At 40.4% G+C, this 14,826-nt stretch carries 16 protein-coding genes and 2 riboswitches; of the genes, 10 read left to right on the forward strand and 6 right to left on the reverse strand.

Translation table 11 applies throughout. The features are described 5' to 3' along the window. Positions 1-117: 117 nt before the first annotated feature. Positions 118-792 carry a FadR/GntR family transcriptional regulator gene (locus ACFSMW_RS18105; protein WP_390357715.1) on the reverse strand — a complete coding sequence of 225 codons (675 nt, stop codon included), beginning with the start codon at positions 790-792 and terminating at the stop codon, positions 118-120. A gap of 223 nt (positions 793-1,015) precedes the next feature. Continuing rightward, a riboswitch (cyclic di-GMP riboswitch) is annotated at positions 1,016-1,100 on the forward strand. Between ACFSMW_RS18105 and ACFSMW_RS18110 the strand changes: the two genes are divergently transcribed. The 3 genes from ACFSMW_RS18110 (at position 1,081) to ACFSMW_RS18120 (ending at position 2,373) form a co-directional block, all read left to right on the forward strand. After that, positions 1,081-1,212: an anti-repressor SinI family protein gene (locus ACFSMW_RS18110; protein ID WP_390357716.1), complete on the forward strand. Its 132-nt coding sequence runs from the start codon at positions 1,081-1,083 to the stop codon at positions 1,210-1,212. (Overlaps the previous riboswitch by 20 nt.) 159 nt (positions 1,213-1,371) lie before the next feature. After that, complete coding sequence (locus tag ACFSMW_RS18115) at positions 1,372-1,992, forward strand: GNAT family N-acetyltransferase (RefSeq protein WP_390357784.1); 621 nt, start codon at positions 1,372-1,374, stop codon at positions 1,990-1,992. A gap of 189 nt (positions 1,993-2,181) precedes the next feature. Then, on the forward strand, positions 2,182-2,373 hold the full coding sequence (locus tag ACFSMW_RS18120; protein ID WP_390357785.1) for a hypothetical protein: 192 nt from the start codon (positions 2,182-2,184) through the stop codon (positions 2,371-2,373). Positions 2,374-2,563: 190 nt separating this feature from the next. Here ACFSMW_RS18120 and ACFSMW_RS18125 read toward each other — a convergent pair whose 3' ends face one another. Together ACFSMW_RS18125 and ACFSMW_RS18130 are read right to left on the reverse strand one after the other, a co-directional pair. After that, positions 2,564-3,784 carry an MFS transporter gene (locus tag ACFSMW_RS18125; protein WP_390357717.1) on the reverse strand — a complete coding sequence of 407 codons (1,221 nt, stop codon included), beginning with the start codon at positions 3,782-3,784 and terminating at the stop codon, positions 2,564-2,566. Positions 3,785-3,796: 12 nt separating this feature from the next. Continuing rightward, complete coding sequence (locus tag ACFSMW_RS18130; RefSeq protein ID WP_390357786.1) at positions 3,797-4,216, reverse strand: MarR family winged helix-turn-helix transcriptional regulator; 420 nt, start codon at positions 4,214-4,216, stop codon at positions 3,797-3,799. Positions 4,217-4,482: 266 nt separating this feature from the next. Between ACFSMW_RS18130 and ACFSMW_RS18135 the strand changes: the two genes are divergently transcribed. Then, positions 4,483-5,277 (forward strand): MBL fold metallo-hydrolase, encoded by a 795-nt coding sequence (locus ACFSMW_RS18135; protein ID WP_390357718.1) that lies wholly within the window; start codon positions 4,483-4,485, stop codon positions 5,275-5,277. Positions 5,278-5,418: 141 nt separating this feature from the next. Here the strand turns inward: ACFSMW_RS18135 and ACFSMW_RS18140 are convergent, their stop codons facing one another. Further along, the gene (locus tag ACFSMW_RS18140; RefSeq protein ID WP_390357719.1) at positions 5,419-6,162 is read right to left on the reverse strand and encodes an arylamine N-acetyltransferase family protein; all 744 of its coding nucleotides are present in this window, start codon (positions 6,160-6,162) and stop codon (positions 5,419-5,421) included. A gap of 217 nt (positions 6,163-6,379) precedes the next feature. Here ACFSMW_RS18140 and ACFSMW_RS18145 point away from each other — a divergent pair, with 217 nt between their 5' ends. Continuing rightward, a complete protein-coding gene (locus ACFSMW_RS18145; RefSeq protein WP_390357720.1) occupies positions 6,380-7,444 on the forward strand; it encodes a YecA family protein in 1,065 nt (354 codons plus the stop codon). A gap of 128 nt (positions 7,445-7,572) precedes the next feature. Here the strand turns inward: ACFSMW_RS18145 and ACFSMW_RS18150 are convergent, their stop codons facing one another. Further along, positions 7,573-8,748, reverse strand: a complete 1,176-nt coding sequence (locus ACFSMW_RS18150) for an MFS transporter (protein ID WP_390357721.1) — start codon at positions 8,746-8,748, stop codon at positions 7,573-7,575. A gap of 51 nt (positions 8,749-8,799) precedes the next feature. Continuing rightward, a riboswitch (purine riboswitch) is annotated at positions 8,800-8,898 on the reverse strand. 140 nt (positions 8,899-9,038) lie between these two features. Between ACFSMW_RS18150 and ACFSMW_RS18155 the strand changes: the two genes are divergently transcribed. Beyond that, complete coding sequence (locus ACFSMW_RS18155) at positions 9,039-9,653, forward strand: hypothetical protein (protein ID WP_390357722.1); 615 nt, start codon at positions 9,039-9,041, stop codon at positions 9,651-9,653. A 64-nt stretch (positions 9,654-9,717) separates the two neighbouring features. Here the strand turns inward: ACFSMW_RS18155 and ACFSMW_RS18160 are convergent, their stop codons facing one another. After that, on the reverse strand, positions 9,718-10,173 hold the full coding sequence (locus ACFSMW_RS18160) for a carboxymuconolactone decarboxylase family protein (RefSeq protein ID WP_390357723.1): 456 nt from the start codon (positions 10,171-10,173) through the stop codon (positions 9,718-9,720). A gap of 307 nt (positions 10,174-10,480) precedes the next feature. Here ACFSMW_RS18160 and ACFSMW_RS18165 point away from each other — a divergent pair, with 307 nt between their 5' ends. The 4 genes from ACFSMW_RS18165 to ACFSMW_RS18180 all read left to right on the forward strand — a co-directional run bounded on the left by ACFSMW_RS18165 (position 10,481) and on the right by ACFSMW_RS18180 (position 14,824). Continuing rightward, on the forward strand, positions 10,481-11,374 hold the full coding sequence (locus ACFSMW_RS18165; RefSeq protein WP_390357724.1) for a CPBP family intramembrane glutamic endopeptidase: 894 nt from the start codon (positions 10,481-10,483) through the stop codon (positions 11,372-11,374). Positions 11,375-11,391: 17 nt separating this feature from the next. Next, the gene (locus tag ACFSMW_RS18170; protein ID WP_390357725.1) at positions 11,392-12,132 is read left to right on the forward strand and encodes a metallophosphoesterase family protein; all 741 of its coding nucleotides are present in this window, start codon (positions 11,392-11,394) and stop codon (positions 12,130-12,132) included. A gap of 119 nt (positions 12,133-12,251) precedes the next feature. Beyond that, positions 12,252-13,445 carry a cytochrome P450 family protein gene (locus ACFSMW_RS18175; RefSeq protein WP_390357726.1) on the forward strand — a complete coding sequence of 398 codons (1,194 nt, stop codon included), beginning with the start codon at positions 12,252-12,254 and terminating at the stop codon, positions 13,443-13,445. Positions 13,446-14,095: 650 nt separating this feature from the next. Then, positions 14,096-14,824 carry an aspartate/glutamate racemase family protein gene (locus tag ACFSMW_RS18180; protein ID WP_390357727.1) on the forward strand — a complete coding sequence of 243 codons (729 nt, stop codon included), beginning with the start codon at positions 14,096-14,098 and terminating at the stop codon, positions 14,822-14,824. The last annotated feature ends 2 nt before the right edge of the window (positions 14,825-14,826 follow it).

Raw genomic sequence — 14,826 nt, forward strand, 5'->3', positions numbered from 1 at the left:
ACACCCTTGCTTTTTTGTTTGTATAATGTATTTTATATAGTGTGTTGTCTGCTGTCAATAGTGTTGTATGACAAAAAAGACATCTTAGAGCTTGCTAAGATGTCTTAAAGTGAATTGTTATTCAATTCCTAACTCTTTCATGGCATGCAAAATATGGATTTTCATTGCACTTTTTGCACCTTCAGGATTACGATTTTTCATAAAATCCATCATCATGCTATGATCGTTAATGGTGTCTTTGATGGCCATTTCTTTTTTATTGGATAATATGACTCCCTTGTCAATAGCTTGATAAATGACCGGCATCAGTTTTTCCATAAATTCATTATGGGTAGCTTTAACGATGGATTGATGGAATTTTTGTTCTAATTCCGTCCGATCCTCGTTATGCTTTATTTTTTGTTCTATTCGCCTTCCATATTCTAAAATACGCTTCAATTCAGTATCACTTGCCCGAATCGTTGCATAATACGCAGCTTCCGGTTCAAAAATCAAACGCATTTCATACAAGTCCTTCGCATTTATTTTGGCGTCTGCCAAAAAACTGAAGGATTCTATATTATTTACATCGATGTCTTCTTTTACATAGGTGCCTTTTCCCCGTCTGATCTCCAAAATGCCATTCGTAACTAATATGCGAATAGCCTCCCGAAGTGTGGTTCTGCTTATATCCAGTTCCTCGGATAGTTCATTCTCGTTTGGCAGCTTATCACCAGGCAGGAATCTTTTTTCTACAGCAATCATTGACATTATATCATCAGCGATACTATCAGATAGCCTTTTTGGCATCATATATTTTATCAACCTTTTTTCTTTTCAGTATAGCATAGAGGTATAAAGATCTCATGTAGATAAAATGTTGAGCGACCGCTCCTAGCTGGATTAACCACTAAAACCTTTGATAGCATAGGTGTGGCGAATAATCGCCGAGAAATGGAAACCTTCAGTGAATTGCAAACTTTGTCGAAGGTTTTTAATCAAAAAAACAGAAAAAGGTGATAAAATAGTCCTATAGAACACTAAAAGGCAAGTCAACTGAAAGGTTGATACGCAAAGTCACAGATCTAAGGGTTTATACCTATGATGGCTGGGCTGCAGACAGGAGTGATTATGCAGGGACTGGATGAAGAATGGGTAATGTTGATATTGGCAGCGAAAGAACTCGGTTTGACCAAGGGAAATGTAAGGGATTTTTTAAATGAAGAGTTGTAAGGCTTCCCCCTTTGGATTTCACATTATCCAAGGGGGGATTTTGAATTAAAAGTGGAACCAATTACATTCGGAAATAAACGTGATCGCTGCAATAAGCATTTGCCTACAAAGAACGACGTACAGCAATATAACATTTCATATAAAGTGATCATGTTTAGGATGAATATCAAAGATTTTGGGGGGCTTGAAGTGGAGATAAGACCTTACCGCTCCAAAGATGAAATCGGCTGGGTTCGATGCAGAACACTTTCATTTTTGGACACTGCCTATTTTGATCATGTGCTAAATAAAAAAGAGACATACCAGAATCCAGCAATTGAATTAGTCGCAATCGAAAATGAACAAATTGTTGGCTTACTGGATATCGAATACGAGAAAACTGAAAAATCAATATGCACAAAAGGTGAAGGGCTCGGCGGAATGATTTGGCATATTGCTGTTCACCCTGATTACCGGAGAAGGGCCATCGGAACGAGATTATTAAAGACAGCAGAAAAGATTGCCGAAGAAATAGGTTTAAACTATCTCGAAGCATGGACTAGGGATGATCGATGGGTTAATGAATGGTATGTAAAAAGTGGTTTTGATAAAGTTTACTCCTATTTACAAGTGTTTATGGCTGGTGATAAGGAAATCAATAAAGCAATTAAAGTAAACGATCCGCAACTTAAGGTTATACAAGCCTTCGCTCATTATTCAGGGGAGGATAAGGAAGAAGGGGTCAAATCTAATTTTGAGCGGGTCCATGAATGCAATTGCTATGAAAAAAATTTAATCTAGTATGCTATAAGGACAATGGAGAAGGATTTCTGAATAATGCTCAAATAAAATGGAGGGGAAGGCAGAACAGATGGTACCCTGTATTTTTTGTGAAATAACCAAGAAAAAAGAAGCATATATCACTCATGAGAATGAATATGTTTGTTGCTTTTGGATAGGTATCCGATAAACAAAGGGCATAGCCTTGTTGTGCCTAAAAAATATTATCAAGAGTGCTATGAAGTTAATTCGAGCATTTTGCCGCAGATTATTCTTGCATCTCAACGAGTAGCAATTGCCCTAAAAGCATTATTGAAACGAATGGCAATACTCTCATGCAAGACAGTGGGATATTCAAGGACGTCGAGCATTTGCATATGCATATCATCCCACGTTTTATAAAGCTAAAAAATTTTCTCCAACATGTTGGTCAACAATAATGCCATCCATGGAGATGTTAGTTTTTGAAGAAATGGGCAGGAAAGAATTTGTAGCTGTGCAAGTGAACGTGCAATGGTAGAGAGGATTAAAAAAATGCGGCAGGTGAGCACATTCACCGCCGCATTTTTGATTATTGAAGAGTGTATTCTGTTTAATTTGCTTTGCTTTCCGATACGGGAAGTCTCGTATCTGCAGAAAGCGAACGTTCTTTTTTGCCATGCATGAAATAATAGAGAATCGTTGTAGCTAGGACCATGATTCCCATGATGATATATAAACTGCTATATCCAGTTAATGGAATGACGTATCCTAACAAGTATGGTCCAAATCCAATTCCAGCATCGAGCGCAATATAGTAGGTTGACGTTGCTAATCCGACTCTATGTGGGGGCGTCACCTTCACTGCGATTGCTTGGGTGGTAGATTGCATATTACCGAACCCGAAGCCCATAAGTGCTCCAGCTAATAACAAAGGAATACTGCTTGACACGGAGCTTAACAGCAGTAAACCAGCTCCAAATAGAATGAAAGCTGGATACATAACCATGTTGGCACCTTTTAAATCCATTAAGCGTCCTGTGAAAGGACGTGATACCAGGATTGCTACTGCATAGACAATGAAAAACAGACTTGCAGCGTCTACCAGGTCGATTTCAATCGCATAAAAATTAATAAAAGAAAGGACGCTGGCATAACCAAGCGATATGATGATGACAACAAGTGCGATCGGCATTGCTTTTGGCTCGATAAAGTCTGAAAGCTTTAACTTCATACTTCCTGCAGATTGAGGCGTTTTTTTCACGACTGGTATTTTAGCGAATAAGGATATGATGAAACTGATGATTGCTAATGCCAGACAAAAACTGAAAATCACTTCATAAGTCGTATGCTGACTCATATAAAGACCGATGAAGGGACCAATTGCTGTTGCAAGCGTGATACTCATGCTGTAATAGCCGATGCCTTCTCCTTTTCGTTCTGCGGGCAGTACTTCCGCCACGATGGTTCCGGTTGCTGTACTTGCCGCCCCGAGTGCTATGCCGTGTAATAGACGCGTGATCATTAGAAGGGTGATTCCGCCATGGATGAAATATAGCAGAGAGGTCAAAATAAAAAATAACAGTCCAAAATATAACATTTTTCTGTTGCCGACGGATGTGATCAACCGCCCGATAACCAGGCGTCCAATCAACGTCCCGATAATAAAAATACCGGTAACAAGACCGGCCCCGCTTTCTGAAACATGGAACGCTTCCACAGCATAGACCGCCATGGTTACTAATAATAAATAAAATACTAAGTACAGAAAAAAGTTTGCCGCTGATATAATGGTAAAATCCTTCGTCCATAATTTCGGTTTTGCTTGATTCATGTAACTATCTCCTCACTTTCGAATATTGTTTCTCACTGTTTCCATCATTCGAATGGTCTCCAATTGTTCCTCCTCAGAGATGCCGTTTAAAATCTCCTTTTCCAATTTGTCAATAGAGACACGGACACGCTCATATACGTTCCTGCCAAGTGTTGTCAGCTGCATGCGTTTCTCTCGCTTGTCTTTTCCTGGTGCCTGACTTACATACCCCAGTTCCTCCAAGCTTGCAAAGGTACGCGTGATGGTCGGCTTTTCAACTCCCTGATAATGAGAGATCTCAACATTTGTTGCCGAGCCATAATTGTATAAATAGTATAAAATGGTCCATTGCGCTCGATGCAGGTCATGCTTGTTCAGTTCCATATTCAACCGATTTTCAAATGGCCGGTATAATGTAATTAATTGTTGAAAGAACTTTGCTGTGGATTCGATGGAAATCACTCCTTAAATAGTTACTTGGGGTAACTGTTACTGTGGGTAACTTTTATATAATAACAGAAATCTAAAAAATTGTCCAGTTGGATTGAAATGGTTTATAAAAGTGAGATATGAAAAAGAAAAGAGGGTTCGTATATGTACGATTAATCAAGAAAAAATAGCAGTCCTCCTTTAAAAGTTATTTTCCTTATTCAAAAGATGTGTCATTTGTTTGGTTTTCATGTTAAATAGGTAATAGGAAACGGAAGAGAGTTGATAAGATGGAACAGATACAATATGCCTGCCATGAAGATATTGAAATCGTGAAAATCCCAGTGAACCCTTTTTATCGCCTCATGTCCGTCCACTTGTATTATATTGATGGTATGCTTGTTGATACAGGTCCTCGCATCCAGAAACAACAGTTGAAGAAGGTTTTTTCCGCTTGGAATGTCCAGCAGGTAGCCTTGACGCATTCCCATGAAGATCATACAGGGATGGCTTCTTGGATTGCCAAACATAAGAATGCGGATATCTTTTGCCATGAACGGATGGTGAAGGCTGCCGCAAGAAAAGCGCATCTTCCTTGGTATAGAGAATTATTTATCGGGCCGCGTTTTGGCTTTTCTGCGCAAGCCTACCCAAATGTACTTCAGACATCTAAGCATCAGTTTCTCCCAATTGAAACGCCTGGCCATACAACTGATCACATCTGTCTGTTCGAGCCAGACAAAGGCTGGCTTTTCACGGGGGATCTGTATGTTACTCCTTATCCCAAAGTATTTATGAAAGAAGAATCGATATCCGACTATATAGCATCCATACAGAAATTAAACAAATTGGATTATCAAATGATTTTTTGTGGACATGCAGGAATGATAATGAATGGAAAAGAAATGATGCATCATAAATTGAATTATCTATTGAACGTTAGAAAAGAAGTAATTCGACTCCATCGATTGGGATATTCAGACCGTCAAATTAAAATACGGCTTTTTCCAGAAAAGGTAAAACTGGAAAAGATGACATTCGGATCGTTTTCAAGGCTGAAACTCATCCGTTCTTGCCTGAAATAGCGTTTTCCTTCGTTTGCTATTGATCGGGGGAAATAGAGATTGCATTTTTCCACATTTCATGAGGGCGTAATAACGAAAAGAGAAGGGCGCTTGCAAAGCAAAAAGCAAAAACCCCCTTTCCGGGGAGAAGCGAGCAGTCCTTTACAAGCCAATTCCAAAATAAGCTTCCAAGATGTCGGCATAGTGTTCGGCGCTGATATGGCAATGTTCTTTTTTATCTTCACTGGTAATAGTCAAGGAATTACCGGACAATGTTATTCTTCCATTTTTCGTAGCAATAGTGGCGATCTCTTTTTGCGTGAAATGTGAATGTGGCGACGTTTGGTTGTATTGACAGGCCTCCGTAAAATCCATCAGTTTGCAAGGAGTAGTATTGACGCGGTAAAGCACTGTCCATTCCCCTTCTTTTTTCCGCTGCACATCATAGATATGGTCCTTTATTTTATCTGCCCGATAGACGCCGCTGACATCCTCTATGCGTGTCCCGTCTATAGGCAGCAGGTTTCTTGCTGAATCACCAAAACCGACATCGGCTATATAAGCCTGATCCAGTTCGACAATAATACAAGCGTGGCTGCCGGATTTTGCCCATGATCCATCTGGGCGGCTGACAGTTGCCGAAACAAGATTGGAGATAAAGCCAAGCTGCTGCAAAAGCCAGTGAAATAGTCCGTTTAATTCATAGCAAAAACCACCACGATGATGTAAAACCACTTTCTCATAAAACTTTTCCATATCCAGTGCAATTGGAACATGATGCATGACATCCAAATTTTCAAAAGGGACATGCAGCATATGCTGACGTTGCAGATGGTTTAAATATGCTATTCCGCTCTGCGAAACCCTCTCACAAGCAATGCGCTGTAGATATTTGTCTTTATCCATGCGAATCCACCTTTCTATTCCCGCTTCCAATTGCTAGTATGAAAGAAACATGAAGAGATCTCAAGAATAAGGGGAAATGCTTATTTGCCGTTTATGGATTTGTTATTCCTGTGGAAATATTATTTCACATTTGCAAATCTATTCCTTCAAATGCCGGCATGCAGACAATATGGTACAATAAATAAGTTGAATTTGTATGTAAAGGGAGGCGTCTCCTATGGTTGGACGTAATGATCCTTGTCCATGTGGAAGCGGCAAGAAATATAAAAAATGTTGTATGCGGAAAGAACAACAATCGATAGAGAAATTAGTGGAGCAGGATTTGAAGCTGGTATTTGACAGCTTTTTTGAAACAGCTTTGGAAAATCCGAAAGATCTGGCCGCTTTTGAAAATCTGGAACGGAGCTGGATACAGGGGCTGGATAAGTATATGGAGGCAGAGGACATCAGAGATCACGCTGCCGAATACTTTCTGTTCATTTACCGACAGGACTTATGGAAACGGCATTTGATGAAAACCATGAATAGACCGATTCGGCCGGCAACGAGAGCGGCGCTTGAGGATTGGCTTCAGCCTTTTGTGTTATATGCTGAGATTACAGATGTGCTTTCATCCAAAGTACAGATGAAAGAAATACTGGGAAATGGAACTTACTATTATCCGAATGAACCAGATACGCAAGTCCATAAAGGGGATCTGATTTTTGGTATCGTCTTTTCAGATAACAGGGAGCTGGAAAATGGTATCTTCATTGTCCAGTCTTTAAGCTTTTTGAATGGCGAGGACCTGGTATTAAGACAGAATATCGAGAAGCTTGCTGCCGAAAGTGAAGTGGATTCCAGTACAGCATTCTTCCAGCAGAATATGATGGAAATGCATAAAATGATCGGTGACAGAGAATTGGCATGGGAAGAGGGAATGGCGGACCAAAATGGCGATCAAGGCGCCGGGGAATATACGGAAGCTGATCTCAAGCCGTCAGAAAAAGAAGTGATGAAGTCACTTCACGACGTATTGCAACCATTTCAATTATCGAAGGAACAACTGGAATTCATTCATCTACTTGCTGTCTCGTATTTCGCAAATGTGCAGCCTGAATTCCGTAAACCGGAAATTGTTGCTGCTGCGATTTTTAAAGCTGCGTACGAAGCTGGTGCTTTTCCAGATGCCCGTTATTCACAGTCAGATATTGCAAAAATGTTCCATACATCTACAGCGTCCATGATGAAGCATGCGAATAAGATTTTGGAGAATATCGAAACACTGCAGGAAATTCAGTAAGCAGCTGGGGATGAAGGAATGTACCTGTGTATCGGAATTTCAAGCGGATGGTCGATGGCTTCCATATGATGAAAGTCCATTGACAGGAAATGATATCCTGTCAATGGACTTTTTATCTTGAGTAGAAATCACGCTGATTGCCGCTTCCTTGTTCTTGCGTTCATGCCAGGTCTCGACAGTGAGAAAATAGCACATAGCAGGCTGATGATCACGATGGCACTGCCAAACCAAGCGGTGCTGGTAACAGTACCAGTTTGATTCAAAACGATGCCTCCGATACCAGATCCAAGCGAAATGCCAATCTGCAAGGCTGAATTATTAAAGCTTTGCTGGATGTCAGAAGTCTCTGGATCAGTTTGAATCAAGTAGCTTTGTTGCGGGGGCGCCAAGGCCCAGCTCAAGGCTGCCCAAACCATCATCACCGGAAAGAAGGCGACCAAAGAAAATGTGGAAAAAGGTAAAATACTAAGTATCACGGCAAAAGCACTGATGACAATAATAATTGCTTTCTTTGATCCGATTCTATCTGCTAATGAGCCGCCAAAAGCACCGCCGCTGATTGCGGCAATACCGAAAGCGAAATAACAAATGCTGATCCAATAAGAGTTAAGATGCAAATTCGTTTCCAGGAATGGTGTGAAATAGGCATATAATGTATAGTGCCCGGCAAGCATGAACAAGGTAGCTAAGTGGGCACTGCCGATTTTCGCACTCCCGACTGCTTTCAATTGCACGGAAAGGGGGACAGTCTTTCCGCCCGGTATCTTTTCCAGAAATAAAGCAATCAGCATCATCGAACCGACGGATACGACAGCTATTCCAAGGAAAATAATACGCCATCCAAAAATATTTGAAATTAGTATACCTACAGGTACGCCAAGTACAAGCGAGGAACTGATACCCATATATATCAGACCAAGTGCTTTTGCTTGATGAGCCGGGGCTACAACTTTTGCTGCGATAGTTAGCGAAAGCACTACAATAAGAGCAGTACTCATTGCAGTAATGATACGTAAGATCATCATGATGGTGAAATTCGGAGCAAAATAGGTCAAAGTATTTCCCAAGAAGAAGATAAACAATGTCACCAAGTATAATTTCTTGCGCTCAATATTGCTTGTCATCACAAGCAATACTGGCCCGGCTATGGCATAGATAAGTGCAAAAACGGTGATAAGCTGGCCAGCACTGCTGAGCGTAATATCAAAGTCGCTGGCAATTTCGGGTAAGATACCGCCAACAATCAGTTCAACAAGACCTGCTGCGATCGTGGATAATGCGAGTATAAAAACTTTTCCGTTCATGGTTCATTTCCTTTCTGCTTTTTATAAAAATAAAAAATCCTGATTACAAAAAACGATGATTTCATTTTCTGTAATCAGGATTTTACGGTTCCTGGTAGAGACCCTCAAGCCATATTCTGAGGTTATACATATGATTAAATTGTAGGACACCTAACAAATATTACTACAGTATTTCGAGATTTTCAAGTTTTATTTCAAAAAAATATCGATTTTGGTGCTAATGTCCCTTGAGTGGCATAGTACTATTCTTCACAATGGATGTAAGTAGGTATTGGGGGAGGAGAAATATATTGTTCGATGCATTGATGCTGGTCACGTTTACGATTATTGTCACCTTAAGCGCTTATTTGGTATACAAAATACCCGGTTTGCGTTATGTCATGCGTTTATTTGTTTTCGTTTTCATTTTAATGTACAGCATTGTCGTAATGGGATTGATAATTTTCATGTTCAGCATCTTCGGGTTCATGGTGATCGTGTTTATGGGATTTAACAGCAAAGATTTGATTACTTATCATGGAGAGCAAGTGAATATCTTGCTGCATCAAGAGCAAGTTTTGTACTTGTCAGTAACGTTTGGTGTGTTATATTTCATCGTATATTTAATGAGCAATGTGCTGTTCGCATTGATTCGTCTTCGTAAAGGAAGAGAAGAGTTGATTTTGCTTGTCAACGCGTTTGTTGTCATCAAAGTATACCCTTTATTGATAGCAAACTTATTCCCGGATATCCATGTCAAACCATCAGCGGCATATTTGATGTGCCTGGTCGTGATCGCCATGTATGTCAAGGATAGAAGATCTCTGCACAGGGGCGATAATAGAAGGTATAGTGGAAGTACATATGAGAGGATGGGGAGCCGGGCGTCACATGTAATATCGTATTTACGAAGAAAAACTGGGTAATGAACCAGTAGGATAAGAAAACTGCCAAAGCAGGTCATGTTTGGCAGTTTTTCGCATGAAATGATTATTTTTTTGGCTGGTAATTTCCAGGTACTGCACGTGTTGCGATGGCCAGACGGTTCCAACTGTTGATGGTGTTGATCGCATAAAGAAGATCGACGAAATCTTTCTCATCGAAATAGCTGCGTACATGATCGTATAACTCATCTGATACGTGTTGTGTGGAGATTTCTGTAACCGCCTCTGTCAAGGCTAAGGCTGCACGCTCTTTTTCTGAGTAATAGTCTGTTTCCTTCCAAGCGTTCAACCCATATAAGCGTTGTTCAGTCTCCCCAAGAGCCCGGGCATCCTTTGTATGCATATCCAGGCAAAAGGCGCATCCGTTAATCTGCGAGGCGCGTGTCTTGACCAGTTCTATCAATTTCGTACCCAGATTGGTGGATTTAACATATTTTTCGAATGCAAGCATAATTTGAGCTGCTTCCGGCGCAGCCTTAAAATAATCTAAGCGTGCTTCCATCATCCTACCTCCTATGAATTGATTTCTCAACTTTAGTATACCAGCCTCAAGCACTGTTCTTGCAAATATTCAGGTCAATATCATTAAATAATCGAACGTAATGAAGCTGCATTTTGAATTAATGATTAGCTTGCGCTCAAAAATAAATGTCTTTTTTGGCATAAGTAATGTAAAATTTGAAGTAGTTTCGCTAGTCTCAACACGATGGAAAAGGGTGAAAAGATGGATATGGCGTAATCAAAAATCTAGCAGATACATACAGGTGGATAAAGAAGGAATGGAAATGAATACATAGGAGGCAGACACCATGTTTAAAAACGGGAATGGGCAGGTTAGATCTGGCTGGGTACTTATCTTAGCTGTTATTGTTTATTTGATTGGGCAGAGTGTTTTCATGTTCCCAGGTCTTTTAGCCTGGATGGCGATGGAGAAAGGGGAAATTCTGGGGCTTTCAGAAAGTGAGATTTTAACGAAAATAGAAGCATTTCCATGGATTTCCTTGCTGACAAATGGCGGAGGTGTCATAGGAGCGATCATTGTAACATGGCTGTTATGGAAGCTGATCTTTAAAAGAAAATTACGGGATATGGGCTTTCATCGCTCCAGAGGAGATTTTCTCTTTGGTTTGTTTTTAGGGGCTATATCAATTACAATCATTTTCCTGGTTTTGTTTGTCTCTAAACAAATCACATTGGAAAACGGAATGATGCATCCCATTTTCTCAATGTATACACTGACGTATTTGCTGCTTTTTATTTTGGTCGGGTTTTCGGAAGAGATGTTCTTCCGCGGGCTGATTGTATCTACATTAAGAAGCAGGGGCAATAGTACAGTTGTTGTATATGTTGTGTCTGCCTTGATATTCGGACTAGCACATGGGGCAAACCCCAATGCATCACTACTTGGCATTATCAATATTTTTCTGGTAGGTTTGCTGTTCATATATATGTATGTGGTGACCGAGCGTCTGTGGCTGCCTATTGGCTATCATATCACCTGGAATTATTTTCAAGGGAATGTCTTTGGCTTTCCGGTCAGCGGTACCAATCCGCATGGTATTTATCATGTGACGGTTGATGATAATACCAGTTTCTTGACCGGCGGCAGCTTTGGCTTGGAAGGCGGGCTGATGGCGACAATATTAATTATAGTCGGTTTTATAGCTACCAGATGGTATGCATCCCGGCGAAAGCATGCATGATAAGTAGGAGGGCTGGAATGAAACAAGTTGCACTGGTCTCAGATATACATGGAAACAAGACGGCTCTGGAGGCTGTACTATCAGACATTCGTAAAAGAGGCATTGCACATGTATTTTGTTTAGGTGATTTGATTGGTAAAGGCCCGCAGGGTTCAGCTTGTATCGAAAGGGTTCAACAAACGTGTGAAAAAGTGATTTGTGGAAATTGGGATGTGTTCATTCAAGAACCCCAGGACAATCCATTCCTGCAGTGGTTTCAGAAACGCCTATCCCGCAAGGATTATAATTATTTGGCAGCGTTGCCTTTTCATATTGATTTTGAAATGAACGGACAATTGATTCGTTGTATACACGCGTCGCCAAGAAGTGTATTTGAGCGCATCGCACCTGGCTATTCCTCCGAAGAAGAATGTTTGAATCTTTTTGAGAATAGCTCTGCGACAAATACAGCAGCTGCTACCCGTTGTCCAGACATTGTATGCTACGGTGATATCCACACTGCCATGCTGACAACCTATGAGATTGGTACTTTGTGCAATGTGGGCAGTGTAGGAAATTCCCTGGATTTAACGATGGCATCCTATGTGATTTTGGATGGTACATATGGTACGAATACGATTCAATTTGTCAGGGTTCCATATAATCGGGTGAAGGAGTTGGCCATCGCTAAGGAAATGGGGATGCCAGGGTACGAACAATATTATGATGAACTGATGTATGCCACATATCGCGGAGCAAAGTCTGAAGCAGGGACGTAAGATACAAGTGGATCGATGGAGGTAATTTTTTAATGAACCTATGCAGAATGTTATAGAAAAGGAAGTCCTATCAACTATCGATAAGCTCAGGAAAATTATTCCAAGAGGAGGACAAGCAAATGAGTTCAATTGAATCAGTGAAAGAGTCACTATTCACAGATGCATTTACAAAAAATCCTTATCCAGCATACACCGCTCTTCGGGGTCAAGAGCCTGTTTTCCGTGTGTTACTTCCAGATGGGAACTACGCATGGTTTATAACGAAATATGATGATGCACTTGAGGCGCTGAAAGACCAGAGATTGATCAAAGACTATTCAAAACTCGATGACAGCGCTTCGGAGAATAAAAGCATATTCTCCGAAAATATGCTTTTTGCTGACATGCCTGAGCATAGGCGCCTTCGGGGACTAGTTTCGAAAGCATTTACCCCGAAAATGGTTGCAGAAATGCGGGGACGTATTCAGGAGATTGCAAATGAACTGCTTGATAAGATGGAGGGAAAGGAACAAGTTGACCTCATTGATGCATTTGCTTTTCCACTGCCAATTATTGTCATTTGCGAAATTCTTGGAATCCCGGCCAAGGACAGAGATAAATTCCGCGTTTGGTCCAATTCAATGATTGAAGGTGCAAACGGTGAACATGCAGCAAGCGCAACAGAACATATGAAAGATTTTGTGGCGTATCTTGGAAAGAGATTTGCGGAGGTAAGAGAAAATCCCGCTGATGACTTGATCAGTAAACTAATCATTGCTGAAGAAGAAGGCGACCAACTGACAGAACAGGAATTATACGGAGTTGTATCACTCTTAATCATTGCCGGACACGAGACAACTGTCAATTTGATTAGTAATTGTGTGATGGCTTTATTAGCGCATCCAGAGCAACTTGAACTGTTGAAAAATAAACCAGAACTTATCCATACAACTATAGAGGAAGCGCTTCGTTTCAATGATCCTGTAGAATTCAGCACCTCCAGATGGGCTGGAGAGGATTTAGAATTTAAAGGGAAACGCATGAAAAAGGGTGATCTCGTTATCGTCATTTTAAATTCGGCCAACCACGACCCAAGTCAATTCGATCATCCGGAGGTTTTTGATATTACCAGACAGAAAAGTAAGCATCTAGCTTTCGGAAAAGGAATTCATACTTGCTTGGGTGCGCCACTTGCCCGTTTGGAAGGAGAAATAGCAATTAACAGTTTTATTAACCGTTTTCCTGAGTGTAAACTGCACGCGGATAAAAATGAATTGGTCTGGAGGCCGGGTATGATTGTCAGAGGTGTAAAAAAGCTTCCAATAACTTTATGACTTTCATATTTGATTGCTGCATGCTCTTTTCCGTGCAGCAATCAAATATGAATACTCACTTCAGCTAAGTTTCAAGATTTTTAAGTAGTTATTTTTTTTCATCCTCCCTTCATGTTTGCACGATAAAGGTGTGTATTTTTTTCCTGTTGCAATCTTCTTTCTAAGCAGTATTCAGTTAAACAGATAATACTGTATGTATCCTCCCTATGCTATATTCAATTATCTTATAACAAAAATTTAATATACGTATATTAAGTCTACGATTAAAACTTCCAAATCCTTGTTCAGACCCATATCTCTGCCAATGAAACTATAAGATGGACTCATTTGAATTGTTGAAAAAATGCGTTGACTTCTATTCTTTACAAAGTTATAATAACTAACTAATAAACATTAGGTGCATGAAAGGCTGTTCAAGTAACCTATTTGTGGTAGTAAGATGTCAGCTCGTTGAACAGAATTTTTTAGGGGTGATTGAATGATGTAAAGTCAGTATCTTCGGATAAATTTAGATTGAACGGGGTAGCTGCGAAACTGCAGGGCAGAATAAGTACCCGATATTCATAAATTACTACGTGGCTGGCACCTTGCCATAGTTGATGTTTCTATTTGAACTATTCGTTCACTGAGACGCAGGGAGTGAGAAGGAAATGAAAATTAAAGTGATCATGCCGATTGTTTCAGATATTTTTAACGAAGAAATAAAAGAAGAAGTGAAATATTATGCATCTGAAAACACTGAAGTTGCAGTTTGTAACCTGGATTACGGACCTGCATCCATCGAAAGTGAGTATGATGAAGCCTTAAGTATCCCTGATTTTTTAGAAAAGGCCAAGGAAGCAGAAGAGGCAGGGTACCAAGGTGTGATTAGCGACTGCTTAGCGGACCCGGGAGTGAAGGCTGCCAGAGAGATACTGGATATACCAGTAGTTGGCCCTGGAGAAACTGCAATGTATTATGCCTGCTCGCTTGGAAGTTCATTTTCAATTGTGACAGTGTTGCCAAACGTTATCTCCATGCTTGAAAATTTAAGTAAGACTGCTGGTGTGGACGGCAAGTTAGCTTCCATTAGATCTGTAAATATTCCTGTCTTGGAGGTCCATGATAAAGTCAGGCTGAAAAAAGCGCTCTACGATGAAATGATAAAAGCAATCGAACAAGATCATGCACATACCATCGTATTGGGCTGTACTGGTTTTATGGGTGTGGCTTTTGAGCTTCAGGAAAGGTTAAAGGAAAATGGATACGATGTGCCCGTCATTGATCCAATGTTTGCTGCAACAAAAATGTTGGAGAGTCTTATAACGATGAAGGTAAAACAAAGTCGCTTGACATACATGACGCCTCCATCTAAACAAAGAGTGAAAAGCCGTGATTAAAC

The organism is Tigheibacillus halophilus, assembly GCF_042683165.1.
GTDB classification, from domain to species: domain Bacteria; phylum Bacillota; class Bacilli; order Bacillales; family Amphibacillaceae; genus Tigheibacillus; species Tigheibacillus halophilus.